This window comes from Autumnicola patrickiae (assembly GCF_031846525.1).
GTDB classification, from domain to species: domain Bacteria; phylum Bacteroidota; class Bacteroidia; order Flavobacteriales; family Flavobacteriaceae; genus Autumnicola; species Autumnicola patrickiae.
Genome location: NZ_JAVRHM010000003.1, coordinates 207,236 through 232,886, shown reverse-complemented (window position 1 = coordinate 232,886; position 25,651 = coordinate 207,236). Strand labels below are relative to the sequence as shown.

Annotated in this window: 30 protein-coding genes; 20 read left to right on the top strand and 10 right to left on the bottom strand. The window is 38.2% G+C overall.

What is annotated here, in order from left to right:
- The 9 genes from RM549_RS04700 to RM549_RS04660 form a co-directional block, all read left to right on the top strand.
- A partial coding sequence (locus RM549_RS04700) for a hypothetical protein (protein ID WP_311682234.1) occupies window positions 1–187 on the top strand: 187 nt, incomplete at its 5' end.
- A gap of 253 nt (window positions 188–440) precedes the next feature.
- The gene (locus RM549_RS04695; RefSeq protein ID WP_311682232.1) at window positions 441–1,004 is read left to right on the top strand and encodes a hypothetical protein; all 564 of its coding nucleotides are present in this window, start codon (window positions 441–443) and stop codon (window positions 1,002–1,004) included.
- A gap of 116 nt (window positions 1,005–1,120) precedes the next feature.
- Window positions 1,121–1,321, top strand: coding sequence for a DUF4177 domain-containing protein (locus RM549_RS04690; protein ID WP_311682230.1), 201 nt, complete (start codon window positions 1,121–1,123; stop codon window positions 1,319–1,321).
- 6 nt (window positions 1,322–1,327) lie between these two features.
- A complete protein-coding gene (locus RM549_RS04685) occupies window positions 1,328–2,017 on the top strand; it encodes a hypothetical protein (protein ID WP_311682228.1) in 690 nt (229 codons plus the stop codon).
- Window positions 2,018–2,103: 86 nt separating this feature from the next.
- On the top strand, window positions 2,104–2,841 hold the full coding sequence (locus RM549_RS04680; protein ID WP_311682226.1) for a TraB/GumN family protein: 738 nt from the start codon (window positions 2,104–2,106) through the stop codon (window positions 2,839–2,841).
- A gap of 296 nt (window positions 2,842–3,137) precedes the next feature.
- Entirely contained in the window at window positions 3,138–4,013 is an 876-nt protein-coding gene (locus RM549_RS04675; RefSeq protein WP_311682223.1) for a poly(ethylene terephthalate) hydrolase family protein, read from the top strand.
- A 10-nt stretch (window positions 4,014–4,023) separates the two neighbouring features.
- Window positions 4,024–4,881 carry an alpha/beta hydrolase gene (locus tag RM549_RS04670; protein WP_311682220.1) on the top strand — a complete coding sequence of 286 codons (858 nt, stop codon included), beginning with the start codon at window positions 4,024–4,026 and terminating at the stop codon, window positions 4,879–4,881.
- A gap of 11 nt (window positions 4,882–4,892) precedes the next feature.
- Window positions 4,893–6,239, top strand: coding sequence for a serine hydrolase domain-containing protein (locus RM549_RS04665; protein WP_311682218.1), 1,347 nt, complete (start codon window positions 4,893–4,895; stop codon window positions 6,237–6,239).
- 135 nt (window positions 6,240–6,374) lie between these two features.
- Window positions 6,375–6,971, top strand: a complete 597-nt coding sequence (locus RM549_RS04660) for a hypothetical protein (protein WP_311682215.1) — start codon at window positions 6,375–6,377, stop codon at window positions 6,969–6,971.
- Between the two features lie 34 nt (window positions 6,972–7,005).
- On the opposite strand, the gene RM549_RS04655 is transcribed toward RM549_RS04660, so the two are convergent.
- The 5 genes from RM549_RS04655 to RM549_RS04635 form a co-directional block, all read right to left on the bottom strand.
- Window positions 7,006–7,755: a LytR/AlgR family response regulator transcription factor gene (locus RM549_RS04655; protein WP_311682248.1), complete on the bottom strand. Its 750-nt coding sequence runs from the start codon at window positions 7,753–7,755 to the stop codon at window positions 7,006–7,008.
- 15 nt (window positions 7,756–7,770) lie between these two features.
- Window positions 7,771–8,085, bottom strand: coding sequence for a 2TM domain-containing protein (locus RM549_RS04650; protein ID WP_311682213.1), 315 nt, complete (start codon window positions 8,083–8,085; stop codon window positions 7,771–7,773).
- Window positions 8,085–8,399: a 2TM domain-containing protein gene (locus RM549_RS04645; protein WP_311682211.1), complete on the bottom strand. Its 315-nt coding sequence runs from the start codon at window positions 8,397–8,399 to the stop codon at window positions 8,085–8,087. The genes RM549_RS04650 and RM549_RS04645 overlap by 1 nt, the downstream gene beginning before the upstream one ends.
- A complete protein-coding gene (locus tag RM549_RS04640; protein WP_311682209.1) occupies window positions 8,399–9,721 on the bottom strand; it encodes a 2TM domain-containing protein in 1,323 nt (440 codons plus the stop codon). Before RM549_RS04640 ends, RM549_RS04645 begins: the two co-directional genes overlap by 1 nt.
- 378 nt (window positions 9,722–10,099) lie before the next feature.
- Entirely contained in the window at window positions 10,100–11,404 is a 1,305-nt protein-coding gene (locus tag RM549_RS04635) for an NAD(P)/FAD-dependent oxidoreductase (protein ID WP_311682206.1), read from the bottom strand.
- Window positions 11,405–11,538: 134 nt separating this feature from the next.
- Here RM549_RS04635 and RM549_RS04630 point away from each other — a divergent pair, with 134 nt between their 5' ends.
- Both RM549_RS04630 and RM549_RS04625 read left to right on the top strand, forming a co-directional pair.
- Entirely contained in the window at window positions 11,539–12,033 is a 495-nt protein-coding gene (locus RM549_RS04630) for an RNA polymerase sigma factor (RefSeq protein ID WP_311682204.1), read from the top strand.
- 7 nt (window positions 12,034–12,040) lie between these two features.
- On the top strand, window positions 12,041–12,679 hold the full coding sequence (locus RM549_RS04625) for a DUF8845 family protein (protein ID WP_311682202.1): 639 nt from the start codon (window positions 12,041–12,043) through the stop codon (window positions 12,677–12,679).
- Window positions 12,680–13,048: 369 nt separating this feature from the next.
- On the opposite strand, the gene RM549_RS04620 is transcribed toward RM549_RS04625, so the two are convergent.
- Window positions 13,049–13,846: a lysophospholipid acyltransferase family protein gene (locus tag RM549_RS04620; protein ID WP_311682200.1), complete on the bottom strand. Its 798-nt coding sequence runs from the start codon at window positions 13,844–13,846 to the stop codon at window positions 13,049–13,051.
- A gap of 77 nt (window positions 13,847–13,923) precedes the next feature.
- A complete protein-coding gene (locus tag RM549_RS04615; protein ID WP_311682198.1) occupies window positions 13,924–14,565 on the bottom strand; it encodes an NUDIX hydrolase in 642 nt (213 codons plus the stop codon).
- Between RM549_RS04615 and RM549_RS04610 the strand changes: the two genes are divergently transcribed.
- A complete protein-coding gene (locus RM549_RS04610; protein ID WP_311682197.1) occupies window positions 14,564–15,310 on the top strand; it encodes a peptidylprolyl isomerase in 747 nt (248 codons plus the stop codon). The two genes, RM549_RS04615 and RM549_RS04610, sit on opposite strands and share 2 nt — an antisense overlap.
- A gap of 21 nt (window positions 15,311–15,331) precedes the next feature.
- On the opposite strand, the gene RM549_RS04605 is transcribed toward RM549_RS04610, so the two are convergent.
- Complete coding sequence (locus tag RM549_RS04605) at window positions 15,332–16,045, bottom strand: RDD family protein (protein ID WP_311682195.1); 714 nt, start codon at window positions 16,043–16,045, stop codon at window positions 15,332–15,334.
- A 34-nt stretch (window positions 16,046–16,079) separates the two neighbouring features.
- Between RM549_RS04605 and RM549_RS04600 the strand changes: the two genes are divergently transcribed.
- The 8 genes from RM549_RS04600 (at window position 16,080) to RM549_RS04565 (ending at window position 24,272) form a co-directional block, all read left to right on the top strand.
- A complete protein-coding gene (locus RM549_RS04600; protein ID WP_311682246.1) occupies window positions 16,080–17,063 on the top strand; it encodes a stage II sporulation protein M in 984 nt (327 codons plus the stop codon).
- Window positions 17,038–17,895: a YciC family protein gene (locus tag RM549_RS04595; protein ID WP_311682193.1), complete on the top strand. Its 858-nt coding sequence runs from the start codon at window positions 17,038–17,040 to the stop codon at window positions 17,893–17,895. The genes RM549_RS04600 and RM549_RS04595 overlap by 26 nt, the downstream gene beginning before the upstream one ends.
- On the top strand, window positions 17,895–18,659 hold the full coding sequence (locus tag RM549_RS04590; protein WP_311682191.1) for a DUF4129 domain-containing protein: 765 nt from the start codon (window positions 17,895–17,897) through the stop codon (window positions 18,657–18,659). The genes RM549_RS04595 and RM549_RS04590 overlap by 1 nt, the downstream gene beginning before the upstream one ends.
- On the top strand, window positions 18,652–19,866 hold the full coding sequence (locus RM549_RS04585) for a DUF4350 domain-containing protein (RefSeq protein WP_311682189.1): 1,215 nt from the start codon (window positions 18,652–18,654) through the stop codon (window positions 19,864–19,866). Before RM549_RS04590 ends, RM549_RS04585 begins: the two co-directional genes overlap by 8 nt.
- Window positions 19,856–20,872 carry an AAA family ATPase gene (locus RM549_RS04580; protein WP_311682187.1) on the top strand — a complete coding sequence of 339 codons (1,017 nt, stop codon included), beginning with the start codon at window positions 19,856–19,858 and terminating at the stop codon, window positions 20,870–20,872. Before RM549_RS04585 ends, RM549_RS04580 begins: the two co-directional genes overlap by 11 nt.
- Before the next feature lie 2 nt (window positions 20,873–20,874).
- On the top strand, window positions 20,875–22,203 hold the full coding sequence (locus RM549_RS04575) for a DUF58 domain-containing protein (RefSeq protein ID WP_432264697.1): 1,329 nt from the start codon (window positions 20,875–20,877) through the stop codon (window positions 22,201–22,203).
- Window positions 22,204–22,304: 101 nt separating this feature from the next.
- The gene (locus RM549_RS04570) at window positions 22,305–22,727 is read left to right on the top strand and encodes a DUF2141 domain-containing protein (protein WP_311682182.1); all 423 of its coding nucleotides are present in this window, start codon (window positions 22,305–22,307) and stop codon (window positions 22,725–22,727) included.
- Window positions 22,728–23,330: 603 nt separating this feature from the next.
- Window positions 23,331–24,272, top strand: a complete 942-nt coding sequence (locus RM549_RS04565) for a LysR family transcriptional regulator (RefSeq protein WP_311682180.1) — start codon at window positions 23,331–23,333, stop codon at window positions 24,270–24,272.
- A 154-nt stretch (window positions 24,273–24,426) separates the two neighbouring features.
- On the opposite strand, the gene RM549_RS04560 is transcribed toward RM549_RS04565, so the two are convergent.
- Both RM549_RS04560 and RM549_RS04555 read right to left on the bottom strand, forming a co-directional pair.
- The gene (locus RM549_RS04560) at window positions 24,427–24,624 is read right to left on the bottom strand and encodes a hypothetical protein (RefSeq protein ID WP_311682179.1); all 198 of its coding nucleotides are present in this window, start codon (window positions 24,622–24,624) and stop codon (window positions 24,427–24,429) included.
- Between the two features lie 129 nt (window positions 24,625–24,753).
- On the bottom strand, window positions 24,754–25,554 hold the full coding sequence (locus RM549_RS04555; RefSeq protein ID WP_311682177.1) for a TIGR00266 family protein: 801 nt from the start codon (window positions 25,552–25,554) through the stop codon (window positions 24,754–24,756).
- Between the last annotated feature and the right edge of the window lie 97 nt (window positions 25,555–25,651).

The following is a 25,651-nucleotide window of genomic DNA, read 5'->3' as shown; positions in this document are numbered from 1 at the left end:
TTTCTACCTTTTTGATGATTTTTTTTGTTCAATTTATATGACAATGACATCAGAAATATTTCATGTTTCAGATTCTCCTGAAAGTGTGATTTGTTTAAATGCCGAATTAGATCTACTTACAGAAACAGAAGATAAAATAAGGTTTTTTAATAATTATAATATCAACTCATTAAGCCATCTGGAGTAAGAAAGATATTAGAATGTGCTAGCTTCTGACTCTGGAATGAACTAATTTCATTTCGCTTTAATTGAAAAACCTCAGCCAGCTCAATAAATAGTTTGGACGGAAAACCTCTTAACGAGATGCATTCCCCTGTAAAAGCCGAAATAAAATTACTGGCACAGCCTCATTTCCGCTTCGCTGGTTCCTTCCTCTAGAATCTGAGCGACTTTATGTTATATTTGGCAATACTAAAAAACACAGAATTAAAATTATTTTAATGAAAAAAATTTTACTTACCCTCACTTTTTGCTCCCTAACACTTATCACCAAATCTCAAAATGCAAGTGTAGAACAGTCAACTTACGGAATCCAAACCGGCGTACTGGGAATATGGTTTCATAACGAAACTAAACTATGTGATCAAATAGCATTGCGAAGCGAGCTAGGGCTTGACAGCGGGATTTTTGGAGGTATGTTTTATGACGGCGTGGGTTTCTTAATGGCACCGGTAATTACTCTAGAACCACGATGGTACTATAATTTAAACAAACGAATTTCAAAATCGAGAAATATTGAAGGAAACAGCGGAAATTTTGTCTCACTAAAAACAAGTTATAACCCTGACTGGTTTGTAATTTCTAATTATGACAATATAAACGTAATTAATCAGGTTTCAGTTATTCCCACCTGGGGAATCAAAAGGAATTTGGGACGTCATTTCACCTATGAAGCCGGTTTTGGAGTTGGATATAGATATACATTTGCAAAAAGTGCCGGATATTTAGAAAATGAAGGAGAAGCTGCTGTTAACTTACACTTGAGGATTGGTTACAGATTTTAAAATGAGCAACCCCAATAAATAAATTCCTATTTCAAAGCTATAGAGGAAAATCAACCTTACCAGCGCACACCCTTTATACGAAACACCAGCTATTATTAATAAAAAAGAATACTAAAATGAAAGAATACAAAGTAGAATCCTTAATCTATTATTCCAGGTTATCACTGGATAAAAATCATATTTCTAAAAGATCCAAAACAGAAATTCAGGAGAAATTAGACGAATATGCTAAGAACGGCTATCGTTTGGCCTCAACAGATGCTACTAATTTTGGATATGCAGTATATATTTATCTTTACTTCGAAAAGGACATTTAGATATAAATGAAAAACATAAACTGGAAAAAATATACGTTTGAATTTTTTTCAATTTTTATTGCAGTAGTTTCTGCTTTCGCTCTTACTAACTGGAATGATAACAGAAATAGCAGAACCTCTGAACAAAAAATCCTCATAGAGATTAAAAACGGGATCGGTATAGACACCCAAGACTTTGAAGCCAATATAAAGGGACATGAACTAAGTTTACGAGCCAACGAAATATTCAGGGATTTACTCGGGAACAAACCTGTAGCTCAGGATTCAATTGACTTGTTTTACATTTCCCTTTTTAGGGACTATACACCATTAATTAATCGGTCGGGATATGAATCGCTTAAAGAGTCGGGATTGAAAACAATTACAAACGATGCATTAAGGTTAGAAATAATAACCCTTTACGATTATCATTACGGTATTGTAGAGATACTGGATAACGTAAATGAAATGCAATCTTTTCAAAACTATTTTACTCCGGTTAACGAATTGCTTCATCCGTTTATGGAATTTGATGATGAAGGAAACCTAATCAAAATTGAGCATCCCAAAGCCTTAAGTGAAGATCAACGAAAAGAAATATTAAGCTATTTGTGGAGATTAGAAAATAATAGGAAATATAAGCTTGGAAAGTACAATTCTGTTTTAGAAGTCATGGATAACGCAGAGAAAAACCTCCAGAGGGAAATAAGATCGTAGCCAGCATTGGGAGCGGGCAATTGTGGTTATAGTGGTAGAGTTATTTTTATACTGCGACAGCACTTCTTTTTTTATCAGTGAAATCCATGAAAAAAATTCTACACCTAATATTATTCTTACTACCACTGGTTTCCTGTACCCATCAGGATAAAACTGACTTAGAAAATGGCAGTCTCTGGAAAATTGTTTCCAAAAGTGGAACAGAGTCATATATATTCGGGACCCTTCATCTATATCCTGAAAATAAAATAACACTTTCAGAAGAAGTTATTGCAAGGGTAGAAAGCTCGAATAAACTTGTACTAGAAAGTCATATGACAAATGAGGAAGAACATATTAGGATAGCGACAGAAATTCCGGATTTCCTATTAAAGAGTTTTACTATTATCAGGTCAGAATATGGATATGGACTGGTGAGTATGGAAAGTCAATTCACAGAAATAGCAAAAGATTCAGATGTGGATATTTATGGTTTGGAATCTTCTGAAGAAGTAATTAAAACAATGGAAACTGTAAAAAAAATCCCTATTTCCGACAGCATATTCATTGCAGATGAAATGCTGCAAGACTACAAAGAATCGTTGAAATTGTACCAAAGGGAATCCATTCAGGAATTTAAAGAAACTTTGATCATTCAAATGGGAAATGAAATCACACAAATACTTGTGGATAATCGCAATGATGCTTGGCTGAAAAAGATAATTTCTTTCATTGAAAATGACAAAATATTCATTGCAGTAGGTATAGGTCACCTTGGAGGAGAAAAAGAAGTTTTGAAGCTATTGGTTAATCAAGGTTATCAGGTAGAAAGAATAAGAATTTAATTTTTTGCAGCCTGGTATTTACTAAAGAGCCCCTACCTGCCGAAAATTGCCATTTTAGACTGTCCTTTACAGATCCTAGTTTCCTATAAATCCACCGCTCCTACTTCACCCATTTGCTACGGACAAAAAGTTTTCCCTTACAACCTTCTGCTTTCTAAATTTTTAATTTATTTTTAACAAAATTCCTTGAAGTAATATTTGATTATAATGGAATTGTGCTGAGAAATTGAAATATATTCACTTGAATTTTTAATTCACTGCTGTAATATACTCAGCAGAAACTAAAGATCTTAACAATGAAAAAATATTTATTTACTATTCTATTTTTGTGCTTCCTGATAAGCGATAGTATTGCACAAGGAGCTAAGAGTAAAGTAATTGACAATGGCGGCAGCGGTCAGTATAAAGCTGTAGCAGTTTCTGAAAAATCCCTGCCCGATTTTGTTGTATATCGCCCGGAAAACATTGGAAATGCAGCAGAAAAGGAAGGTAAACTACCGGTTATGGTCTTTGCTAATGGCGGATGTGCCGATTCTTCTATTAATCATGAAAGGGTATTGTCTGAAATTGCATCACAAGGATATATTGTAGTAGCTATCGGCTCCCTACAAATGACCTTGGATGAACGTCAACACGAAAGTACAGATGCTAAAATGCTCCTGAAAGCTATTAATTGGATCACTAAACAAGCTAAAGATAAGGATACCGACTATTACGGAAATTTAGATCTGGGTAAAATTGCAGCAGCGGGGCAATCTTGTGGAGGAGCCCAGATTCTGGCGGTAGCGGGTGACAGCCGAATAAAAACCTACATGATGTTTAATTCCGGAATGGGCGAAATGACCATGGCCGGTGCCAGCTCAAAATCCCTGGAATCTCTAAATGGAAATATTCTCTATATCGTTGGCGGAGAATCAGACGTTGCCACCAACAATGCTGAAATGGACTACAGTCGCATCAAAGATGTTCCCGTTGCTTTTGCCAACCTCCTGGAAGGTGGGCATATGGGCACCTTTGGAGAAGAATATGGAGGATCATTTTCTAAAATGGCTGTTGATTGGCTCGACTGGCAATTAAAAGGAAAAGACAATTCTTCTGTTTTTCTTGAAAATAACTTAAACGCTTATTCAGGCTGGGCTATGAAAGCTAAAAATTTTGAACATAATAAATAAATTATAAAAGATGATAAAAAAGAAATTTCCACTTATTCTGACCCTTCTCCTCGCATGTTCAGTAATGTCTTGCGGTGTCAAGGCTTCCGGGGACAATAATTTTACTTCAGAATACAAATCAATTTCTGTAACAAAGGATATTCCCTATCGCGAAGGGGAAAGTGATGCCTGGAAACTTGATTTAGCCATGCCGGCAAATTTTGGAGGTGAGCTTCGTCCCGCTCTGGTCATCGTGCATGGCGGCGGATGGGCTGCGGGATCCAAATCTGTAGATGTTTACCAGAAGATGATGGTAAGCTATGCTCAAAAAGGTTACGTTACAATTAATGTGGATTACCGTCTTACAGGTGAAGCTGAATTTCCTGCAAGTATTGAAGATGTAAAAACAGCAGTTCGCTGGCTACGTGCTCATGCCGAAGAGCTACGTGTAGATCCAGATCGAATTGGCAGCTATGGTCACTCTGCAGGCGCACATCTTGCTCTGATGCTGGCCATGGCACCTGAAAGTGCAGGACTGGAAGGTGATGGCGGATGGGATGAGTATTCCAGTATGGTCAATGTTGCGGCCAGCGCCTCAACACCAACAGAACTGGGACGTGATGTACCAATGGCAAAACCGGTTTGGTGGCCTATTGGTTATATTGGTGCCGACCATCCTCCTATTCTTATCATACAGGGTACAGACGACAAAATAGTACGCGCTGAACTAACAGAGGATTTTGTAGAAAAAATGAAAGCCGCGGGAGCCAATATTGAATATATGGAAGTTGAAGGCGGCCATGGTGTGGCTTATGCAGAAAAACTTGAAGTGACCGATCCCGTTATTGAAGAGTTTTTAGCTAAATACCTTCATCCACAGGAAAATTAATAAAGCATATAATGAAAATAGCTAACTCGTTCTCTATCTTGTTTGCAGCAATAATTTTTAGCTGCAACACAATTTCAGCACAAAAGGATACCAATCCTCAAAGTTTTAATCACACTGCCGAAATTGAAAGATTTGATGTTAATGCTAAAGAAATAAATAATATAGATTCTTTGCTACAATCGTTTGTAGATGAGAAAAAAGTGAGCAGTGTTACTGCTTTCGTTGCCAAAGAAGGAAATGTAATCTATAAAAAAGCTTTTGGTCTAAAGGACGTTGAAAACGAAGTTCCTGCTAAGGTTGATGATTATTACGTACTATTTTCGCAAACAAAAGCTATTACTACGGTGGCATTTATGACGCTTGTTGAAAAAGGCCTGGTAGCAATAGAGGATCCTGTATCGAAATATTTCCCTGAAATTCCTGATCAGGTAGTAACAAAAGTAAATGAAGATGGCACCTATGAAACGCGCCCGGTTGAAACACCAATGACCTTCGCCCACCTGATGTCACACTCTTCTGGACTTAACGCCGGGCTTGTGGGTGAAATCCGACGTGCAGAGGGAAAAAAAGCCGGTGTCCCTGCCGGGTTTGGAGGTTCAATACCCGATGAGAAGCCAAAAGGACAACGGAGCTTCGGGGGCAATCCAGATTCAAAATATTTGGAGGAAGAAATGTTGGCGCTGGCTGAATATCCTCTCGGTTTTGATCCGGGATCTGAATGGAACTACCATATTAGTACGAACATGTTAGCGTATATGGTGGAAAGAATATCCGGGCAACCCTTCCGCGAATATGTCAAAGAGACAATCCTGAATCCGTTGGGGATGAATGAGACAGATTGGTATTATAAACCGGAAGCATTAAAGCGTTTTGTAAAACCTTATAGTGCTGTTGAAGGGGAACTAAAATCCGGTTCGACTATGTATACCGAAGGTGCTATAAGCAGCGAACAAACATATACTGAAGGGGCCATCGGTCTAAACGGACCTATTGAAGATTATGCTAAATTTTGCCAGATGTTATTGAACAAAGGTGAATTTAATGGCAATCGTATCCTGGAGCCCGAAACAATTGAAACAATGACCACAGTAAACCGGCTACCAGAAGAAAATTCTGGAGGAAAAGGATTTAAATTCGGTTTAGGTTTTGAATTATATAACAATTTAAAGAAACCCGTCCCCGCAGTTTCAAATACTGCCTATGCCTGGGGAGGCATGTTAGGTACAGAGTATATTATTGATCCGGAAAATGATTTAATAGCCCTCTTTTACATTAATATGTTTGAACGTGAACCTTTGTATCCAATTTTTTTGAATAAGGTGTATGACTTATTTGATGATCAGTTAAAGAGCGAGTAATAAATTAAATGGCAATTCAAATCTAAAACATAATAAAGGCAATGTTATCTATTCTGAGAAATCTATACTACAATTGGATAGAGTAAATTCCAACCTTTATCCTGAAATTGCCATTTTCGACTATCATTAAAATTCATGTATAAAGCTCTCTTATTGATATTCTTCTTCCTGCTAAGTAATCTGTACTCCCAGGATCATAATGAGGAAGAAGTAATTTTCTTAGAAGAAGTGACTGTTAACGCTATACGAGATTATAAAGACAGAGTCATAATTAAAACAGAAGGTAAAAGAAACGCAACCTTTTCCGTAGCAGAGAAATCGATTTTTGTCTCCAGGATCAGTAATATTCCAGAAGGTAAAATATCCTCCATAAAGTTCTATTTCAACAGACGCAAAAAGACCAACTTTACAGAAAACAGCTTTAGATTAAAAATTTACCATATAAATTCAGAACTACAACCAGGAAGGATAATAAACAAAAACGACATTCGTTTCCTAGTCACTCCAGATCATAAGGGAGAAATTGAGCTGGATTTGTTAAATATGGATTTGCAACACTTAACCGAAATCTACATCGGATTAGAATTATTGAACAATAACGAAGAACTCGGCTTTTCATTAGATTGTATTACCAGTTCAGATTCATTTTCGTTTTATAAAAGAGCAAATTCAGATGAATGGTTGAAAATTCCAAATATCAAGATAAGAAACCAACTAGTTGTTGTTAAATAAATTTTAGGATTGATCTAAAACCTCCTTCCATAACCTAAGAAAGCCACTGCTTAAAATCCTTTACTTTTTCCCTGCTCACAATTAACGGAAGATCATTAAAAGACTTCAGACTAATGCGCAGCCTGGAATTGGAATAAGCAACAATATCCTCAATTGCTAAAATATTTACAATACTTTGCCGGTTGATCCTAAAGAAGTTTTCGGAATTCAGTTCGTTCTCCAGTTTTTCCAGGGAGATATCGAGAGGATAATTCCGTTTGTCCAGCGTATGGAGGTAAGTAGATTTATTTTCAGAACAAAAACAGCTGATTTCCTCCACGTTAATCAGTTTAATATGCTGGCCCACCTGAATGGTGAACCGCTTCCTGTACTCCGAGGTTGGCAGGTTAAAAATAGACTTCAGGCTCTGCATACTTAGTCCGCCGTTAATAGCAGCGGTATTTTGATAAAACTTTTGCATTGCGGCAGTAAGCTCTTCATCGTCTATAGGCTTAAGTAAATAATCTACACTATTCAATTTAAAAGCCTTCAGCGCGTATTCATCGTAAGCGGTAGTGAAAATGATGGCACTTTTAATTTCCACATTTTCAAAAATTTCAAAAGACAAACCATCACTTAACTGGATATCCAGAAAAATAATTTCGGGATGTTCATTCTGCAGGAACCATTCCGTAGCCTCTTCCACCCCATGCAGCGTAGCGATTACCTCTACCTTCTGTTTTTCCAGCATACGCTGTAAACGCCTGGCAGATGGCTTTTCATCTTCAATAATTAATGCCTGTATCATTTAAAATAAATATTATTCCCAGGTATTTCTCTTTCTCTCCTTCAGAAGCTTCCCAACTTTTCGCTCCTCCCAATCCTTTCCGAAGAAAAGGTGTATCCCAAAAGTACTGGCCCAATGGGCAAATATCCCAATTCCCCATAAGAACGCGGTCCTGTAATTCCAGATATCGGTCATCGCATCCTCAAAACCTTTTTGCCTTATCTCTACAGCAAAAAAAGCAATATTTACGAAGATGTAGATGAGAAGATGAATGTAAAATCCTTTTATCTCTTTAACTTTCTTTTTTGCCGACCTGTATTCAAAGTCCTCTTCAGTGTGTTTTTCCATTATTCCCAGTTCCTGTTCTTCTCTTTATCCATTAATTCCCTCACTTTGCGCTCTTCCCAATCTTTTCCAAAGAGTTTGTTGGGTCCAAAGACAGAGAGCCAGTGAGCAAATAATCCAATTCCCCAGAAGAAAGCCGTAGAATACGTCCAGATGTCGTCTAAAGCATGCCAATCTCCATCCTGATAAGCCGCTACGGCAACTATCGCGATGTTCACAAAAAGATAAACGAGCAGGTGTACATAAAAACCTTTGATCTCCTTCACTTTCTTTTTTGCAGACCAGTAACCAGGTCCTTCTTGTTTATAATTTTCCATTATTTCCAGGATTTTTGTTGTTGCTGTTCCTTTTCCATGATTTCCTGAATTTTACGTTCTTCCCAGGCAGAGCCATAGCCAAAGACCGAGAATCCGTGAATTGTTAGCCCAATTCCCCATCCAAATAACGGAAACCAGAACCATTGGAAGCCCCAGAACGTGTAGTAATTAATAAAAATGAGAAACGGAATTACCACACAATAAGAAACGAGGTTTCCATAAAATTCCTTTATTTCCTTTACGCGCTCCTTCGCCTTAAAATATGCCTTTTCTTCTTTAAAATCCTGGGTTTCCATAATTGCTATTTGTTTGGTTAGTACAGGTAATTTTACTCTGAAAATTTCCTGGTTTTTCTCTATAAATACTTTTCTACGGGTCACAATTCCGTAGCGGTCCACGATATTTTGAAGCCCCACCCCTTTTCGCTGATGCAGAACTTCCTTCTTCTGAAAATTATTTTCTATCACCAGGTATCCGTTTGCTTCATAAATTTTAATCCGCAAAGGTTTTGCTTCGCTTACCACGTTATGCTTAATCGTGTTTTCCAGCAATAACTGAAGGGACAGCGGTACCACCTTGGCCTCTGGTGTAGAAATTTCTTGTGGAACCTCGTAGAAAATGCTGTTTTCAAAACGCATCGTCAACAATTTCATATAAGTGACCGCAAAAGCCAGTTCCTCTTCAAGGCTCACCAGTTCCTTATCTTTTTGCTCCAGGACGTACCTGTAAATTTTTGAAAGTGAAGTGGTGAATTTCTGCGCCTGCTCCGGATTTTCATCAATCAGGGAAGTCAGAACATTAAGGCTGTTAAACAAAAAATGCGGATCTATCTGGTTCTTTAAACTCTCAAATTTAGCTGAAGCGGTTCCTGCAATAATCTTCTGCTCAGTCACTTTTCGCTCCTGAAGTGCCTTATAAAAATAGAAAACGTGAAAACCAAGGGATATGATGATAGTAAACAGTAGCGGAGCGAAATAGTAACGCAGACTTTCATTTTCCAAAAATTCATTTATTGAAACATCGTTAAAAATGGTTCTGTCTATAAGACGGCAAAAAAAGTAGCCAAGAAGGGTAAGAACGATGGACCCCGCCGAGGCGATAATTGCCCTTTTTAGCCCCGCATTTTCCCATCCAATTTTTTTATTGAAAAATGCAAAATAAAGGCCGTTGATAGTGGTAAGAACAAAAGCATAGAAAAAATAAATTCCCCACATTTCAAAACGAAGGAGCTTTTCTGTACTTGCGCTGAAAATAGAATCCAACAGCAGTATAACTACAGAAATTACAATTGAAGTTTTTATTATTTTGAAGATAATTTTCATCCCAGCTCTTAATTTGAAGCTAATATCTGGTTATTGTGCGTTCTCCGAAAAATGTTTTTGCTGAACCGTCAAAATTTAATGTTGAATTGTAATTAAAACAGACAGGACAGGAAATTTTATCATTTTCTGAAGGATTTTAGGCATCTGAATAGCCAAAATAGATAAATTTAAGATGAAATCTGAAGAAAAATAAATGGAGAGAAAAAACTATCCGAAAAAAAGAGAAAGATTCTGTAGAAATGTAGCATCCTGAGCTTCAGAAGAAATCTGAAATAATTGCACACAAAAGATAGGGTCGAAAATTGCCATTTTCGACCCTATACAATTTTTGGTACCCAAATCTATTTGCACCGCAATATTTTATTCCGAAGAAATGAATTAAATGTCCTCGTCCACTTCCATAAGTTTTTTATTGGCTTTAAAGGGTCGAATAATTAAACGTGCAGCCTTATCGAAGTTTATATAGTTATAAACCCAGTTAAAGAAGGTCACCAGCCTGTTTCTAAAGCCTACGAGAAACCACAAATGCACAAACATCCATACAAACCATGCAAAGAAACCTCCAAACTTAAATTTTCCCAAATCTACCACGGCGCGATTTCGTCCTACCGTAGCCATAGTACCTTTATCATTATAATTAAAAGGCTCTAACTTGTCGCCCTTTACCAGTCGCTTAAGATTTTTGGCCAGGTGCCTCCCCTGCTGTATAGCGGGTTGGGCTACCATAGGATGTCCTCTGGGAAAATCACCGCTTTGCATTAAAGCGATATCACCAATTGCAAAAATATTCTCGTAGCCGTTTACCTGGTTAAAAGTGTTCACTTCGTACCGGTTCGCTTTCTCGACCATAGCCGAAGCATTTAGTCCTTTAACAGGAGCGCCTGTAACGCCGGCAGACCAGATAAAAGTTTCTGTTTTTAAAGAAAGATCGGTATTGGTTGTAACAAGTTCTCCATCGTAATTTTCTACCATGGTGTTTAAATGAATGTGAACCCCCAGTTCTTCTAAAAATTTCTGTGCTCTTTTAGAAGACTCCTCACTCATTGGTGGTAAAACCCGTGAGAGTCCTTCCAGGAGATGGATATTCATTTCATTAGGATCAATATCTGGATAATCATTGGGAACCACGTTATTTCTAATTTCGGCAAGTGCGCCGCTAAGTTCCACTCCTGTTGGGCCAGCCCCTACAAGCACAAAATTAAGAAGTGCTTTCCTTTTTTCAGGATCATCGGTAATTACCGCCTGTTCCAGGTTTTCCAGGATTAAGCTTCTGATGTTTAGCGCCTGCGGAACGGTTTTCATCCACATTCCGTTTTGTTCAATACTTTTATTTCCAAAGAAATTTGTTTTTGAACCTGTGGCAATCACCAAATAATCGTAGGTAATATCCCCAATATTGGTATGAATTAAATTTTCTTCCGCAGAAATTGAAGAGACTTCGGTAAGCCTGAAAAAACATTTTTTACTATCCCGTGTAATCTTCCTTAAAGGATAAGCAATAGAATCGGGCTCCAGGCTGGCAGTGGAAACCTGGTACAATAAAGGCTGAAAGGTGTGATAATTATGTCGGTCCAGTAAAACCACCTGGAAATCTTCCTTAAGCAGTTTTCTTGCAAGTGCCATGCCGGCAAAACCTCCTCCGATTATTACTACCCGGGGCAAATCGCTATGGGGAATATTCATATATCAAAAACGTTTAAGTCTAATTTAAGGCTTATCCTGCTCTGGAAGAAAAATTCCCCGTGCATTAACTATAATTTATAGTTTTTTGTAACATTGTACCTCTTCAGGCTACATATAGCAGCTAACCAAGTAAAGTGGACAAGGACCTAGAACATCAGTTTGTAACAAATCTGGAAAAACACCAGAATATTGCGCACAAAATATGTCGCATCTATACAAACGACCAGGCTTCCCACAACGATTTATTTCAGGAAATTACAATTCAGCTTTGGAAGGCTTACCCCAAGTTTAGAGGAGATGCCAAGTTTAGCACCTGGATGTACAGGGTGGCCCTGAATACTGCGATTACACTTTATCGTAAGAAAAAGCGCGGAATTCAGACTCAGGACTACGCCACTGTTCATTTTAAAATCAAAGCCGAAGAATACGACGATGAAGCAGAGCAGCAAATCAAGCTTATGTACGACGCCATAAAAGAACTGAATGATATAGAAAAAGCACTGGTATTTCTATACCTGGAAGATAAAAATTACCGCGAAATATCCGAAACCCTGGGTATATCTGAAGTAAATGCAAGAGTAAAAATGAATAGGGTGAAAACAAAATTGAGAACAATATTAAATCCTTAGAAAGTAGATGGATGGATTGGATTTACTAAAGAAAAACTGGAAAAAACAGGAAGAGAACCTTCCGCACCTTTCCTATGATGAAATTTATAAAATGATTTGGAAGAAATCTTCTTCTATCGTAAAATGGATATTTATCATTAGCATTATAGAATTTCTTCTGGGTACTGTCCTAAGTATCGTATTGGCCGATAAAGAATACTGGCAGCAGATGGAAACACTGCACCTCAAGGAGTTTATGATTTTTGCTGAAGCGATTAGCTATCCTATAACTTTGTATTTTATCTATTGCTTTTACAAAAATTATCGCAAAATTTCTTCTACAGATAGTGCTTCAAAACTTATGAAGGACATCCTGAGGACAAGAAAAACTGTGAAATATTATATTGCCTATGTGCTTATTTCCATCGCCATTATTACGATGGTTTCGGTTTATATATTAATACATTTTCACGTACTGGAAATAGATGTAGATGAAACCTCCAAATATGTCTTTGACACGGTAGACTGGATTAAAATGATTGCAATTTTAACCATTGCACTTATTCTCCTACTGGGTAGTATCTGGCTTTTCTACAGATTACTCTACGGAATATTATTAAGAAGGTTAAACCGAAATTACAAGGAACTGAAGAATTTGGATGTGTGATTAGTAGTTTGGAGTTATATAGTTCGGGGTTTGGAGTTAAAGAGGGAAAGAGTTAAGGAGGGGATAATTTGTTGTGAGTTGTGAGTTGTCACAAAGTTTCAGGTTTAAAGTTTATCCCGACGATATTTTGCTAAAAGTGCTTTCCTCTCTCCACTTTTCACAACAAAAAGGCATCCTCCAAAAATGGCAATTATCGATCTTTAACTAAAAATCGTTCCTTTTTCTTACAGCATAGGCTCCTGCTTCCTGTTTCTGTTTGCAGTCGGTTCAAGTATTCTTCTGCTTCCCTTCTCGCAGTCTCAACTTCTGACCTCAAAAGAATGCTCCTGTGCAAAAATCTAAAATATATAATGAAGAAAGTAGAATAAATTAGTACTCCCGTTTCTTATTGAGCTCTTCCATAGTATTTAAAGCTTCCGCAGGAATAACTTTGGAAAATGAGGAATGCTGCTCTATCGCATATTCCAGTTTTTCGACGATTTCTTCTATAGACTCATTTTCGTAATCTATCTCCAGGGGTTCTTTTATTTGAAATGATTGCAGGATTCCGCGTTTTTTAATCCGTAGGCCCTTTTTATCGAAAGACCTGCGAAAACCATCAATAACAATTGGAATTACAATTGGTTTATGGTTCTTGATAATATGGGCGGTTCCTTTTCTGATTGGTTTAAAAGGTTTGGTAGTGCCCTGCGGGAAAGTAATTACCCAGCCATCCTTTAAAGCATCTGCAATATTTTCAGAATCCTGGGGATTTACATTCCGATGTATTTCCTTGCCTTTTTCCCGCCAGGTCCGCTCTACAGTAATTGCACCGCCATAGGCCATTATTCGGGTAAGCAGCCCGGCCTGCATTGTTTCTTTGGCAGCAACATAGTAGATATTAAGTTTTGGCTGCCAGATGTAGCCTACGTTTTTAATGGAATCCACCCTGCCGCTCAAGCTGGCATTAAAAACATGGAACATCGCCACAACATCTGCAAAATAAGTTTGGTGATTGGAAACAAAAAGAACGTTGGTATCCGGAAGATTTTTAATAATTTCAGATCCTTCTATTTGAAGTTCGTTAAACCCTCGATATCTCCTGTGAGTGAGGACTCCAAAGATGCGGATAAGCCACTTCTTCAAAAATAAAATGTGTCCGAACGGATTTTTTTTAAAAAGGCCCATTATCTGAAACTACAAATTTTAACTCGTTTTAAATAGAAACATCTTTTTGAACGAAGGCAAATATAATAATAAGTTTCTTACAGTACCTTTACCAGCATTTCCTTTATTTCACTCAGCATCATCCCCGTGGCGCCCCAGACTATATGGCCATTTAAGCTGAAAGCAGGCACTTCTATTTCTTTTGCATACGAAGTACTAAGTACCTGTTTGACCATATTCTTTTCGTCGAGAAAATCATCCAGATCCACCTCAAGAATATCTTCTACCTCAGATTCCTGCGCAATGAGAATTGGTGTGGTATCCATTATCCCGATATAAGGATGAACCCAAAAATTACTTGGCGGAATATAAAGTTTGGTAAGCTTTTTCAGAACCGTAATCAAAGTTCTTTGTACCCCTACCTCTTCTTCAGTTTCCCGAAGAGCTGTTTCCGAAAGATCCCTATCTTCCTCTTCCACCCTACCGCCGGGAAATCCAACCTGATTGGAATGCACACCTTTGTAAGTCTTCCGCAGAATTAAAACCAATTTAGTTTTTGAAGACTCATCAGGATAAAAAAGTGCCAAAACACCTGCTTCATTTGGCTTTTTCTTTTCAATATCAACATTGGCGAGCTCCTGGATTCTCATTAAAGGAGCTAATTTATGGTGAGCAGCCTCTCCCGGTAGTTCGATTTTTTTTAATTTTGATACCTTAGATTTAAAGATTTTGAAGTCCATGAGATATAGCCTGTCAATAATTGCCGTTTTTCTTACTCTTTTTTTTGCAAGTTGTGAAGATAAGGATTCTTCCCGGAAAAGTGCTGCTGAAACTGTAGCCGAGAAGATGGAAGAAAGCGATAGTGCAGCAGTAGAAACGACTAAAAATAATACTGAAGACGAAGAAAATGAAGAAGAAACAGATCTTGGCGAAGCTTACCCTATTCCGCAGGAAGAACTCATTCCATTTTTAACCCAATACGGAAAGGAAAATCCCGAAAACCGGGTACGGATTATTACCAGCTTTGGTAATATTGAAGTGACATTATTCCGGGACACTCCTTTGCATCGTGCTAATTTTATAATGCTGGTTAAAAACGGCTATTTTGATAATACGTATTTCCACAGGGTCGCACCGGGATTTGTGATTCAGGGAGGCAATTCTGATAATGAAGCTACCTACGAAATGAGGCAGAAAGTAGGGAAATATTTAATTCCCAGCGAATTCGATGCCGGTCACAAACATACCTACGGCGCATTTTCCGCAGCCAAATACAGCGAGCAGAATGTGAGCAAAGCATCTTCTCCTTTCGAATTTTTTATTGTTATGGATAAAGGCGGATCACCTCACCTGAATAATGATCACACTGTTTTTGGAAGAGTTACCAGCGGAATAGATGTAGCCGAAAAAATTGAACAGGTAGAAACCGGACAATCAGAATGGCCGATTGATAATATACATATGGATGTGGAAATTATTGAGTAGACAGATGAAGCTCACATTTTTTTACTGCTGCGTATAATAATTATAATCGGAAATAACCCGGCTTATAAAATCCATCGGCCGTTCCTGGTATTCCAGATCCAGTAATTCTGAAACTTTTGCAGCCAGTGAGAGGATGACATTATGGTTTCCGTTTATCTTCGCCTTTCTGTAGATTTCTTTTATTTCCTGGATATCAGCATCATTTAAAACGGTTACCTGTGAATATTTAGGAGTATAATTCTCTGGTAAATCAACAGCGAGTGTGTTTTCTATGCCCATTCGTTGCTTTTCAGAAATCACTGTGGTTTTTGCTGCCAGATCTCCGAGTCGCTGGCCTTTCCCATTCAGTAAAATCATAACCACGGCTACTGCGCCGCTCGTTAGAGTGATATCAATAAACCTTAGCAGCCATCTTATAAGATAATTTGAAAACACAGGTCTGGAACCATCTTCTTTTACCACTCTTAGCTGCATTGCTGCTTTCCCGGGAGTTTGTCCGTTCCAAAAAGTTTCCCAAAGAAGATAGTACAGAAAAACAGGTAGGCCCAACACCAGATAGTACATCCAGGTACCTCCGCTGTCAAGATCTGTTCCCGAAATTATTAGTCCGGTTATGATTGCGTATAGGATCAGGATAAAACTGTCTACAATATAAGCAACTATGCGTTCTCCAATCCCGGCCACATTCTGTTTAATACTAATATTTTGAGCAGTTTCTATTTGAAAATTATCCATTTAATCTGTTTCTTTGAGTTCTAATTGGGAAACTATGCGCGAGGCCGCTTTTGTGAAGCAAAATAAGGATAAATGGTTAAAGTTTGAAAGCCTCCTTAAAAATAAAAACAGCATTCCTCCAGAGGAATTATCGGCGGTTTATGTAGAGGTAAGTGACGACTTAAGCTATGCGCAGACTTTCTATCCCAAGAGCAACACTACAACCTATCTTAACGGTCTCGCTTCTTCGGCACATCAAAAGGTGTACAGGAACAGAAAAGAATCCCGGAACCGGTTTATAACGTTCTTTACTGAAGAATTTCCGCTTTTCTTTTATCATCATCAAAAACAATTACTGCTCAGTTTTTTAATCTTTGCATTATTCTCTGTTGTAGGTGCATTTTCAGCAGCCAGTGACGGTTCATTTGTCCGTAGCATACTTGGCGATGCCTATGTGAATATGACCCTGGAAAATATTGCTAACAACGATCCAATGGCGGTTTATAAGAAAGCATCTGAAACCGATATGTTTCTGGGAATTACGATAAATAACATAAGGGTTAGTCTGTTTGCCTTTACCCTCGGAATCCTTGCGGGTCTGGGGACAGCCTTTATTTTAATGCAGAATGCCGTAATGCTTGGATCTTTTCAGTATTTCTTCTATGATCAGGGTTTGCTATGGGAATCGGCCAGGACAATATGGATTCATGGTACTATAGAAATTTCAGTAATTATAGTCGCCGGATGTGCTGGTTTAGTGGTAGGAAAAAGTATCTTATTTCCAGGTACTTATTCCAGACTAAGATCCTTTACTTCCGGCGTAAAAGACGGATTAAAGATAGTTATTAGTACAATTCCTTTCTTTATAATTGCAGGATTTCTTGAAGGCTTTGTAACGAGGTTAACTCAGATGCCCGATTGGCTGGCGATAACTATTATTTCCCTTTCTTTGGCTCTAATATTATTTTACTATGTTTTTTATCCAACCTATCTACATAATCAAAAAATAAAAAATGAATCCGGACTACATCAGGTTTAAAAAACAAAGGGAATTGGGAGAAATCCTTAGCGTCCTTTTCAAATTCCTTAGGGAGAATTACAAACTTCTTTTTAATGTCTTCATCAAGTTTGTTTCACCGGCTTTTGTGCTACTTATAGCCGCAGTGAGTTATTACACCTACTCTACTATAGGCAACCCGGTTTTTGCCACAGGAGCCCTTACCGGTGGGGAATTTGTTTTATCATTTATTCTCATGCTTATCGCTGTTCTTCTTTATTCTGCCGCGCTTTACGGAACAATATTTCACGTTATCAAGTCTTACATCAGCAATAATGGAGACGTGCATGTTTCAGAAGTTGGGCAGGGGCTAAAAGAAGATTTTGGAAAATTACTTGGTCTAACACTTATAGGCTGGGTATTAATTGTGGCAGGAACTATCCTGTTCATCATTCCCGGAATTTACCTTTTTGTTCCACTAACGATAAGCACCGCAATTCTTGTTTTTAGAAGAACAAACATCATGGACAGCATATCAGAATCTTTCCAGTTGGTGAAAGATAACTGGTGGATGACCTTTTTTAGTCTTTTCGTTATTGGAATGCTCATCTATCTCATCAGCTTTATTTTTCAAATCCCGTTGTTGATCTACACCATCATAAAAACATTTACAGTGATGCAGGAAGGATCGGCGGCAGATATTTCGGGTATGTTCGATTGGGTTTATATTACCTTGTCTATTATTGCTTCCTTAATACAATACATGCTGTATGCGATTATGCCCCTTGGAATTTCACTGGTGTATTTTCATTTGAATGAAAAGCAAAACTTCACGGGAACTTTTGAATCTATAGAAAACCTCGGACGACAATAATGATCAGATTTATTTTAGCAACTTTACTCTGCTTCTTTTGCTTCGGAAATGTTTTTCCACAGGCTGAAGGGACGACAGATTCTATTGCTGAAATAAAATATGACCGCACCGAGGATCTTAAATTAATAACCTTCAACAAAGCTGAAATTGAAACCTATAAAAGTCAGGAAGAATTTGATTACCTGGATCGTATAGAAAATGATTCGTGGTGGACACGTTTTAAGCGTTATATCAACTTAAAATACGAGCAGTTTACCAACTGGTTGTTTGGCGAATATACACCTGGAGGTTTCCTGCAATTCATCATAACCATATTCCCTTACCTTATCCTGGTGCTCGTCCTGGGTTTCGTTTTCTGGCTTATCACGAGGTTGGATCCTGGAAGTTCGCTGCTCAATTCCCCGGCAGAACCCGAAGTGTTTTTGAGTGAAGAGGAAGAAATCATCCAGTCCAAGGATATCAGTCGATTAATTGACGAAGCCATTGCCAATAAACAATACCGGCTGGCCGTACGCTATTATTACCTTCTAAATCTAAAACGATTGGATGAAACTGGAATTATTTCATATCAGCTTCAAAAGACAAATGAGGATTATTCAGGCGAAATTCAGAAGGAATCTGTAAAACAGCAATTCCGGAAGATTACCAGGCTTTATGATTTTATCTGGTACGGCGATTTTAAGGTTTCAGAAACAGATTTTCGATTAGCAGAAAAAGGTTTTCTTCAGATGAATTCGGTATTAGAAAATTCAGCAAATGAATAGGACTTTTAAAATAACATTTGCTCTTTTCCTATTGCTGGTTCTCGCCCTTACCTGGCTGGAAGCTACAGAGCCGGAACCGGTGAACTGGTCTCCCAGCTACGTAGCCAAAGATAAAATTCCGCTGGGCAGCATTGTATTTTTCGAGAGCTGGAAAGGCAATACTTCTTCAGAAATTGAAGAAATAAAAATCCCGCCTTACGAATTTTTCATGCAGGACAGCCTTCCTAACGGCACCTATTTTTTTCTGAATCATTACATCGCTTTTGACGATGATGAACTTAACAACCTTCTGGAGTGGGTAGAAAAAGGGAATTCGGCTTTTATTTCGGCAGATTATATTAGCATGAACCTGCTAGATACATTGGACCTGGAAATAAATGAATTTATAAGCAACAAAGATTTCACTTCGCGACCAAAGTTCAACCTGGTGAACCCAGCTCTTAAGAGTACAGAATCTTATAAACTGGATCATGATATTGAAGCTATATTTTTCAGTAAAATAGATACAGCGCGGCACACAGTTCTTGGGGTCGCAAATCTTGAGGAAGAAGCAACTTCTGAAGAACAAAAAATAAATTTTATAAAAGCTCCTTTCGGTAATGGAGAATTACTACTGCATACCAATCCGCAGGCTTTCAGCAATTACTTTTTACTTTCCGAAGACAACCACGAATATGCTGAAAAAGTCCTGGCATATATAGATGATAATGGGCCAATTTTATGGGATAGTTACTACAAATCTGGCAAAACTTTTTATTCCTCACCACTTTACATTCTCCTTAACCGCAGAAGTTTAAAGTGGGCTTATTATTTCGTAATTATTGCGGGTGTACTTTTTATCATCTTTGAAGGCAAAAGAAAACAACGTCCAATTCCGGTAGTGGCTCCACAAAAAAATCAAACTTACGAATACACGCAAACCATTGCAGATTTGTACCTTGAACAAAAGCGGTATAAAGAACTTGCCACAAAAAAAATAGAATTGTTCCTGGAATACATCCGGATTAACTACCGGATTTCTACCCAGGAAATAAACGAACAATTTTACCTGGATTTATCTTCACGGGCAGGAAAAGAGCCTGAAGAAGCGAGGGATCTATTTAAGAATATTAATAAAAGTGAAAGCAAGGCACAGATTTCTAAAGAAGATTTTTTAGAATTAAGTCGGGCAATTAATGAGTTTAAAGACACAAAAGATGGAAAGTGAAGAAATACAACCTAACGAAGGTGATCAAAGAGAAGAGCTCAATTTTGACAGTCGGGTTCCTCTCGAGGATCTAAAAGGCTCAGTTGAGAAGCTCAAAGAACAGCTGGCAAAAGTAATTGTTGGCCAGGACGAGTTTGTAGAACTTCTTATTGTGGGCCTCCTTGCCAATGGTCATGTGCTGATAGAAGGAGTTCCCGGAGTGGCAAAAACAGTCACCGCCAAACTCTTTGCAAAAAGCCTTGAAACCGAATTTAGCCGAATTCAGTTTACTCCGGACCTTATGCCCAGCGACGTACTGGGAACTTCTGTCCTTAATATGAAATCTTCGGAATTTGAATTTAAACCTGGACCTATTTTCTCCAATGTGGTTCTTATCGACGAAATTAACCGTGCCCCGGCAAAAACCCAGGCTGCACTTTTTGAAGTCATGGAAGAACGGCAAATCACGATAGACGGCAAACAATACACCATGGAAGCTCCTTTCATGGTGCTTGCCACACAAAACCCTATCGAGCAGGAAGGAACTTATGCCCTTCCGGAAGCGCAACTGGACAGGTTTTTATTTAAAATTGATGTGGGATATCCATCTACAGAAGATGAAGTCAAAGTTCTCCAATCCCACCACGACCGCAAAGGAAAACTTCCCGAAGCTAATATCGAAGCCGTGTTACACCCGGAAGAATTGTTTAAACTAAAAGAACAAATTCACGAAATTCTGGTTGAAGAAAAATTGCTGAACTACATTGCTCAACTGGTTGGGAAGACACGTCAGCACCCCCACCTTTACCTGGGCGCTTCTCCAAGGGCATCTATTGCGGTCATGAATGCCTCCAAAGCTTTTGCCGCTATTAACGGTAGGGATTTCGTAATTCCTGAAGACATTAAACGCGCCCTGAATCCTGTTTTAGGACATAGAATTATACTTTCCCCAGACCGTGAAATGGAAGGAATGACGACTAAAAATGTCCTGGAAATGATTACACAATCTGTTGAAATACCACGATAGTGATTAAATTCTTCAAATCTTTATATTTTACGCAACGGGTTTTTGTGGCGCTTTTCACAATTGCTGTTATCTTCCTGTTTTCCTACTGGTTTGAATTTCTTTATACTGTTGCCTGGTTATTTGTAGTGCTGCTTTTTATATTTGTACTGCTGGATATGGTAACTCTTTTTAAAAACACTGGACTTACTGCCAGCAGAATTCTTCCTGAAAAGTTCTCCAATTCTGATGAAAATCCGGTGAGAGTGGAAATCCGGAACAAATACAATTTCCAGATTCAGTGCGAAGTAATAGACGAACTTCCCGTGCAATTTCAGAAAAGGGATTTTCTGAAAATTTTTAATATTTCTTCCAAAGGAAAGCACACATTCGAATATCTCGTGCGGCCCGTGCATCGTGGAGAATATATCTTCGGAAAATTAAATCTTTACGCCACTACAAAATTGAGACTTGCCAAGAAACGGCAGGTATTTGATGAAGATCAGATGGTAAAGGTTTACCCATCTTTTATTCAGATGAAAAAATTGGATTTCCTGGCTATTGATAATAAAATTTCCCAGCCGGGCCTCAAAAAGATCCGAAGGATTGGCCATACGATGGAGTTTGAGCAAATCAAAGAATATGTAACGGGCGACGATGTGCGTACGATTAACTGGAAAGCCACAGCGAAGCAGGGGAATTTAATGGTGAATCAGTTTCAGGATCAAAAAGCCCAGCCGGTTTATTCTGTTATTGATACCGGCCGTGTGATGAAAATGCCCTTTAACGGACTCAGTTTACTGGATTACTCTATCAACAGCGCCCTGGCGTTTTCCAATGTTGCACTTAAAAAAAAGGACAAAGTCGGTTTCCTGAGCTTTTCCAATGAACTGGAATATCTCCTTGGTGCCAGTTCAAAGTTTACACAGCTCAACCGCATTTTAGAAACCTTGTACAACGTTAAAACCGGCTTTCGGGATCCCGATTACAGCCTGCTTTACGCCCGTGTTAAAAAGCACATCAATCAGCGTAGCCTGCTGATGCTCTATACTAATTTTGAACATCCTTCCGGACTTAAACGTCAACTTCCCTATTTAATAGCGCTCGCTAGAAAGCACGTCCTGGTGGTGATCTTTTTTGAAAATACTGAAGTGCAGAAACTTATAGAAACAAATGCAGATTCTGTTGCCTCCGGTGCACATCAAACCATAGCAGAGCAGTTCTCGCATGATAAAATTAAAATGGCTAAGGAATTGCAGCGCAACGGAATCCAGACAGTGCTAACCAAACCCGAAGAGCTTAGCATCAATACCATTAATAAATACCTGGAAATCAAAGCCAGGGGAATATTGTAGAAATTACGACTCAGGAGTGCAATTCTACAGTTCAGCAAAACTTTTTAGTTGTTAAATCTGCTTCAGGATATATTTGAAGTATAATTTTAAAACCAACAACTATGAAAATTTTAGCAGTATTAGCAAGCATCTTCTTCTTCAATTTCGCAACCGCTCAGGAGAATCAGGAAGAAAAAGGTAGAATTACAGTAACTGTCAGCAATGCCACTAGTGATGAAGGAGAAGTCCTTTTCGGAGTATATACTGAAGATACTTTTATGAAGGCAGAGCCGGAATTTCGCGCTTTAAGTGAAGTGAAAGACGGTGTGGCCAAAGCTACTTTTGATAATATTCCGGAAGGAACCTACGCCATCATCGCACTTCATGACAGAAATGGCAATAAAAGAATGGATTTTGACAGCAGCGGAATGCCAATGGAAAGTTATGGCACTTCAGGAAATTCAATGCCTTATGGACCACCCCAATGGCAGGAGTCTAAATTTAGTTATGATCAGGAACCACAAAATATCGAAATCAGGTTTTAAGAAATTTCAAAAGAATACACTGCCGTTTATTATCCTATAGACGGCAGCTTTTACCAATTCGTCAAGTAATTTCTCCACGTAAAAATTCACGAAACCTGAACTCTAGCTTCCTAAAAGTCGATATTTGTCATTTTTGAGCTATCTCTTTCAGAGCGGGTTGGACTCCTAAATCCATTATCAAATTGCCCCATTCTAAACTCGCAAATCACCCAAGAATTATCATATTAGCACATCAATATGTTTTCAAATTTCCAAATTAACTCCTACTCCTAACTTCCTCAAATAAGTGTAGTTTAATAATTGTCATTTTAGAGCTATCTCTTTCTTTCTTCAGAAGAAAATAGGTGCTGAAGCCCGTCGAAGCCGATGTTATTCCACTCTAAACAAAATCTCTGCAACCCTGAAGCCGTTAATTGACATTTTTGAGTTAATTCTTTTCAGGTTCGACATCCCTTCGAATTCCATTATCCTCTTTGGCCATTTTCAAATTATCACATTCTTTAATCAATTAATCAACATCCTTTTTAACCCTATTTTACAAGACATTCTTTATGGGCAATAGAAAAAACCTATACATTTGTAAAGGAATAAATTTTATCAATTATGACGATTACACAGCTTCATTACGTTCTGGCTGTAGCAGAACACAAAAACTTCACAAAAGCTGCTCAAAAGGTGTTTGTGACGCAGCCTACGCTGAGTATGCAAATTCAAAAACTGGAGGAAGAACTGGATGTGCAAATTTTCGACAGGAGTAAAAAACCTATTCAGCTGACGGAAACCGGTAGAAAAATTGTTCACCAGGCGCGTAATATTGTAAATGAAAGCGACAGGATTAAAGATATTGTAGACCAGCAAAAAGGCTTTGTGGGAGGTATATTTAAACTAGGAATAATTCCCACAGTAATGCCTACACTATTACCCCTTTTTATTACAAATTTCATTAAAAAGTATCCGAAGGTAAAACTGAAAATTGAAGAGCTTAATACAGATGCGATTATCGAAAGATTAAAGGAAGGCCATCTGGATGCCGCCATTGCTGCCACACCTCTCGAACAGGAAGGTATTAAAGAGAATGTTCTTTACTATGAACCTTTTGTAGGTTATATTCCGCCGTCACACCGTTTAAATAAAAAAGATAAAATTGCCGTAAATGATCTGGATCTGGATGATATACTGCTGCTTCAGGATGGTCACTGCTTTAAGGACGGAATAATTAATCTTTGCAAGGTTTCCCGAAGCACAAATGATGACCATTTTCAGTTGGAAAGTGGTAGTTTTGAGACTTTAGTAAGCCTGGCAAATGAAGGACTGGGTATGACACTCCTGCCCTACCTGCACACCCTGGAGATCAAAGAATCTGAAAAACAGAATTTAAGAATGTTTGAAGATCCTGTACCTGCCCGGGAAGTAAGCCTTATCTACAATCGCAGCGAGCTAAAAATGCAGATAATTGAAGCCATGCGCAGCACCATTGCCGGAGTTGTAAAAGGAGCAATTGCTTACCAGAATGTTCAGATTATTAGTCCTGTAAATAAAAAATAAACTTGAAAAATAATACATAGCGGCAGTCGACACGGTTTCATCTCACTTCCAGCAGACGTTCGCATAGGAATTAAAAGAGGATCGGGTTGAAAAAGTTTTAGGTTCTAACCTGATATGTAATAAAAAGAAAAAGCGGCTCGAAGGCCGCTTTTTTCTATGGATTTAAATAAATTAAACAACTATTTAATTCGGGGTTCTGTCGGGTTAAAGAAATAATCCAGATTTTTAGTTCCTCAATTTCGTGAGGCAGTAATCTGTCCATCGCTTTATTAACTTCCTTACAGAACAGCGTAGTATCAAAACTTACTTTATCAAGTATAGTTTTGGTATACTCAAACATCGCTCTCGCCATAATTTGGTACCTGGTTTAGTTAGAAAATAATTAAAAAATAGGTAGAATTGTTTCTATAGGCATCCATTAATACTTTTTAAATATAGATAAAAATTTCTAAACTTCCACCAACGAAAACGATTTAGTTCTTTAAAATCTTCTATCTCCTCCAATCATATCTCCCAGTCCTCCCAGAATACTACCTTCTCCCTTATCCTTGCCCCCGCCTTGTGGTGCTGCCTGAAGTACCCGGTTTGCTAGTCTACTAAAGGGCAGGGATTGAACATAAACTGTACCCGGACCGGTAAGTGTGGCGAAGAATAAACCTTCACCTCCAAAAAATGTATTTTTAATACCGCCCACAAATTCTATATCATAATCTATATCCTGGGTAAAACCTATAATACAACCAGTATCCACTTTTAATTTCTCTCCCGGTTGTAATTCCTTTCTAGCCATCGTACCGCCGGCGTGCACAAATGCCAATCCGTCGCCTTCTACTTTCTGCATAATAAAACCTTCTCCACCAAAGAAGCCACGCCCAAACTTTCTACTGAATTCTATACCAATTGAAACGCCCTTAGCTGCACATAAAAAAGCATCTTTCTGACAAATAAATTTTCCGTTAAACCTGGTTAGATCTATCGGAATAATTTTCCCGGGATAGGGAGATGCAAAACTGATCTTCTTTTTTCCCTGTACCTCATTTGAGAAAATTGTCATAAAAAGACTTTCACCGGTTAGAAGCCTTTTTCCTGCTCCTAATACTTTTCCAAGAAATCCTTCGTCTTTGGCAGAACCGTCTCCAAAAATGGTATTCATCTGGATCCCGTTGTCCATCATCATAAAATTTCCGGCTTCGGCAATTACCGCCTCCTGTGGATCCAGTTCCAGCTCTACATACTGCATTTCCTCTCCGAAAATCTGGTAATCTATTTCATGTGCGTTCATTTTCTAAATGTTTAAGGTTCAATGTTTAAAGTTTAAAAGTTTGGGGGTTGTCTGTTGTCTGTCCGTAAATATGTTCCTTTTCCCAGAATTTCCTTAA

Bases quoted from the DNA above. Each gene is read 5' to 3' on its own strand.
- RM549_RS04660 (WP_311682215.1), top strand. From the start codon at position 6,375: ATGTATAAAGCTCTCTTATTGATATTCTTCTTCCTGCTAAGTAATCTG.
- RM549_RS04580 (WP_311682187.1), top strand. From the start codon at position 19,856: ATGGAAAGTGAAGAAATACAACCTAACGAAGGTGATCAAAGAGAAGAG.
- RM549_RS04590 (WP_311682191.1), top strand. From the start codon at position 17,895: ATGATCAGATTTATTTTAGCAACTTTACTCTGCTTCTTTTGCTTCGGA.
- RM549_RS04615 (WP_311682198.1), bottom strand. From the start codon at position 14,565: ATGGACTTCAAAATCTTTAAATCTAAGGTATCAAAATTAAAAAAAATC.
- RM549_RS04695 (WP_311682232.1), top strand. From the start codon at position 441: ATGAAAAAAATTTTACTTACCCTCACTTTTTGCTCCCTAACACTTATC.
- RM549_RS04625 (WP_311682202.1), top strand. From the start codon at position 12,041: ATGGATGGATTGGATTTACTAAAGAAAAACTGGAAAAAACAGGAAGAG.
- RM549_RS04690 (WP_311682230.1), top strand. From the start codon at position 1,121: ATGAAAGAATACAAAGTAGAATCCTTAATCTATTATTCCAGGTTATCA.
- RM549_RS04610 (WP_311682197.1), top strand. From the start codon at position 14,564: ATGAGATATAGCCTGTCAATAATTGCCGTTTTTCTTACTCTTTTTTTT.
- RM549_RS04635 (WP_311682206.1), bottom strand. From the start codon at position 11,404: ATGAATATTCCCCATAGCGATTTGCCCCGGGTAGTAATAATCGGAGGA.
- RM549_RS04640 (WP_311682209.1), bottom strand. From the start codon at position 9,721: ATGAAAATTATCTTCAAAATAATAAAAACTTCAATTGTAATTTCTGTA.
- RM549_RS04675 (WP_311682223.1), top strand. From the start codon at position 3,138: ATGAAAAAATATTTATTTACTATTCTATTTTTGTGCTTCCTGATAAGC.
- RM549_RS04585 (WP_311682189.1), top strand. From the start codon at position 18,652: ATGAATAGGACTTTTAAAATAACATTTGCTCTTTTCCTATTGCTGGTT.
- RM549_RS04650 (WP_311682213.1), bottom strand. From the start codon at position 8,085: ATGGAAAAACACACTGAAGAGGACTTTGAATACAGGTCGGCAAAAAAG.
- RM549_RS04565 (WP_311682180.1), top strand. From the start codon at position 23,331: ATGACGATTACACAGCTTCATTACGTTCTGGCTGTAGCAGAACACAAA.
- RM549_RS04645 (WP_311682211.1), bottom strand. From the start codon at position 8,399: ATGGAAAATTATAAACAAGAAGGACCTGGTTACTGGTCTGCAAAAAAG.
- RM549_RS04620 (WP_311682200.1), bottom strand. From the start codon at position 13,846: ATGGGCCTTTTTAAAAAAAATCCGTTCGGACACATTTTATTTTTGAAG.
- RM549_RS04605 (WP_311682195.1), bottom strand. From the start codon at position 16,045: ATGGATAATTTTCAAATAGAAACTGCTCAAAATATTAGTATTAAACAG.
- RM549_RS04560 (WP_311682179.1), bottom strand. From the start codon at position 24,624: ATGGCGAGAGCGATGTTTGAGTATACCAAAACTATACTTGATAAAGTA.
- RM549_RS04595 (WP_311682193.1), top strand. From the start codon at position 17,038: ATGAATCCGGACTACATCAGGTTTAAAAAACAAAGGGAATTGGGAGAA.
- RM549_RS04685 (WP_311682228.1), top strand. From the start codon at position 1,328: ATGAAAAACATAAACTGGAAAAAATATACGTTTGAATTTTTTTCAATT.
- RM549_RS04555 (WP_311682177.1), bottom strand. From the start codon at position 25,554: ATGAACGCACATGAAATAGATTACCAGATTTTCGGAGAGGAAATGCAG.
- RM549_RS04665 (WP_311682218.1), top strand. From the start codon at position 4,893: ATGAAAATAGCTAACTCGTTCTCTATCTTGTTTGCAGCAATAATTTTT.
- RM549_RS04670 (WP_311682220.1), top strand. From the start codon at position 4,024: ATGATAAAAAAGAAATTTCCACTTATTCTGACCCTTCTCCTCGCATGT.
- RM549_RS04570 (WP_311682182.1), top strand. From the start codon at position 22,305: ATGAAAATTTTAGCAGTATTAGCAAGCATCTTCTTCTTCAATTTCGCA.
- RM549_RS04600 (WP_311682246.1), top strand. From the start codon at position 16,080: ATGCGCGAGGCCGCTTTTGTGAAGCAAAATAAGGATAAATGGTTAAAG.
- RM549_RS04680 (WP_311682226.1), top strand. From the start codon at position 2,104: ATGAAAAAAATTCTACACCTAATATTATTCTTACTACCACTGGTTTCC.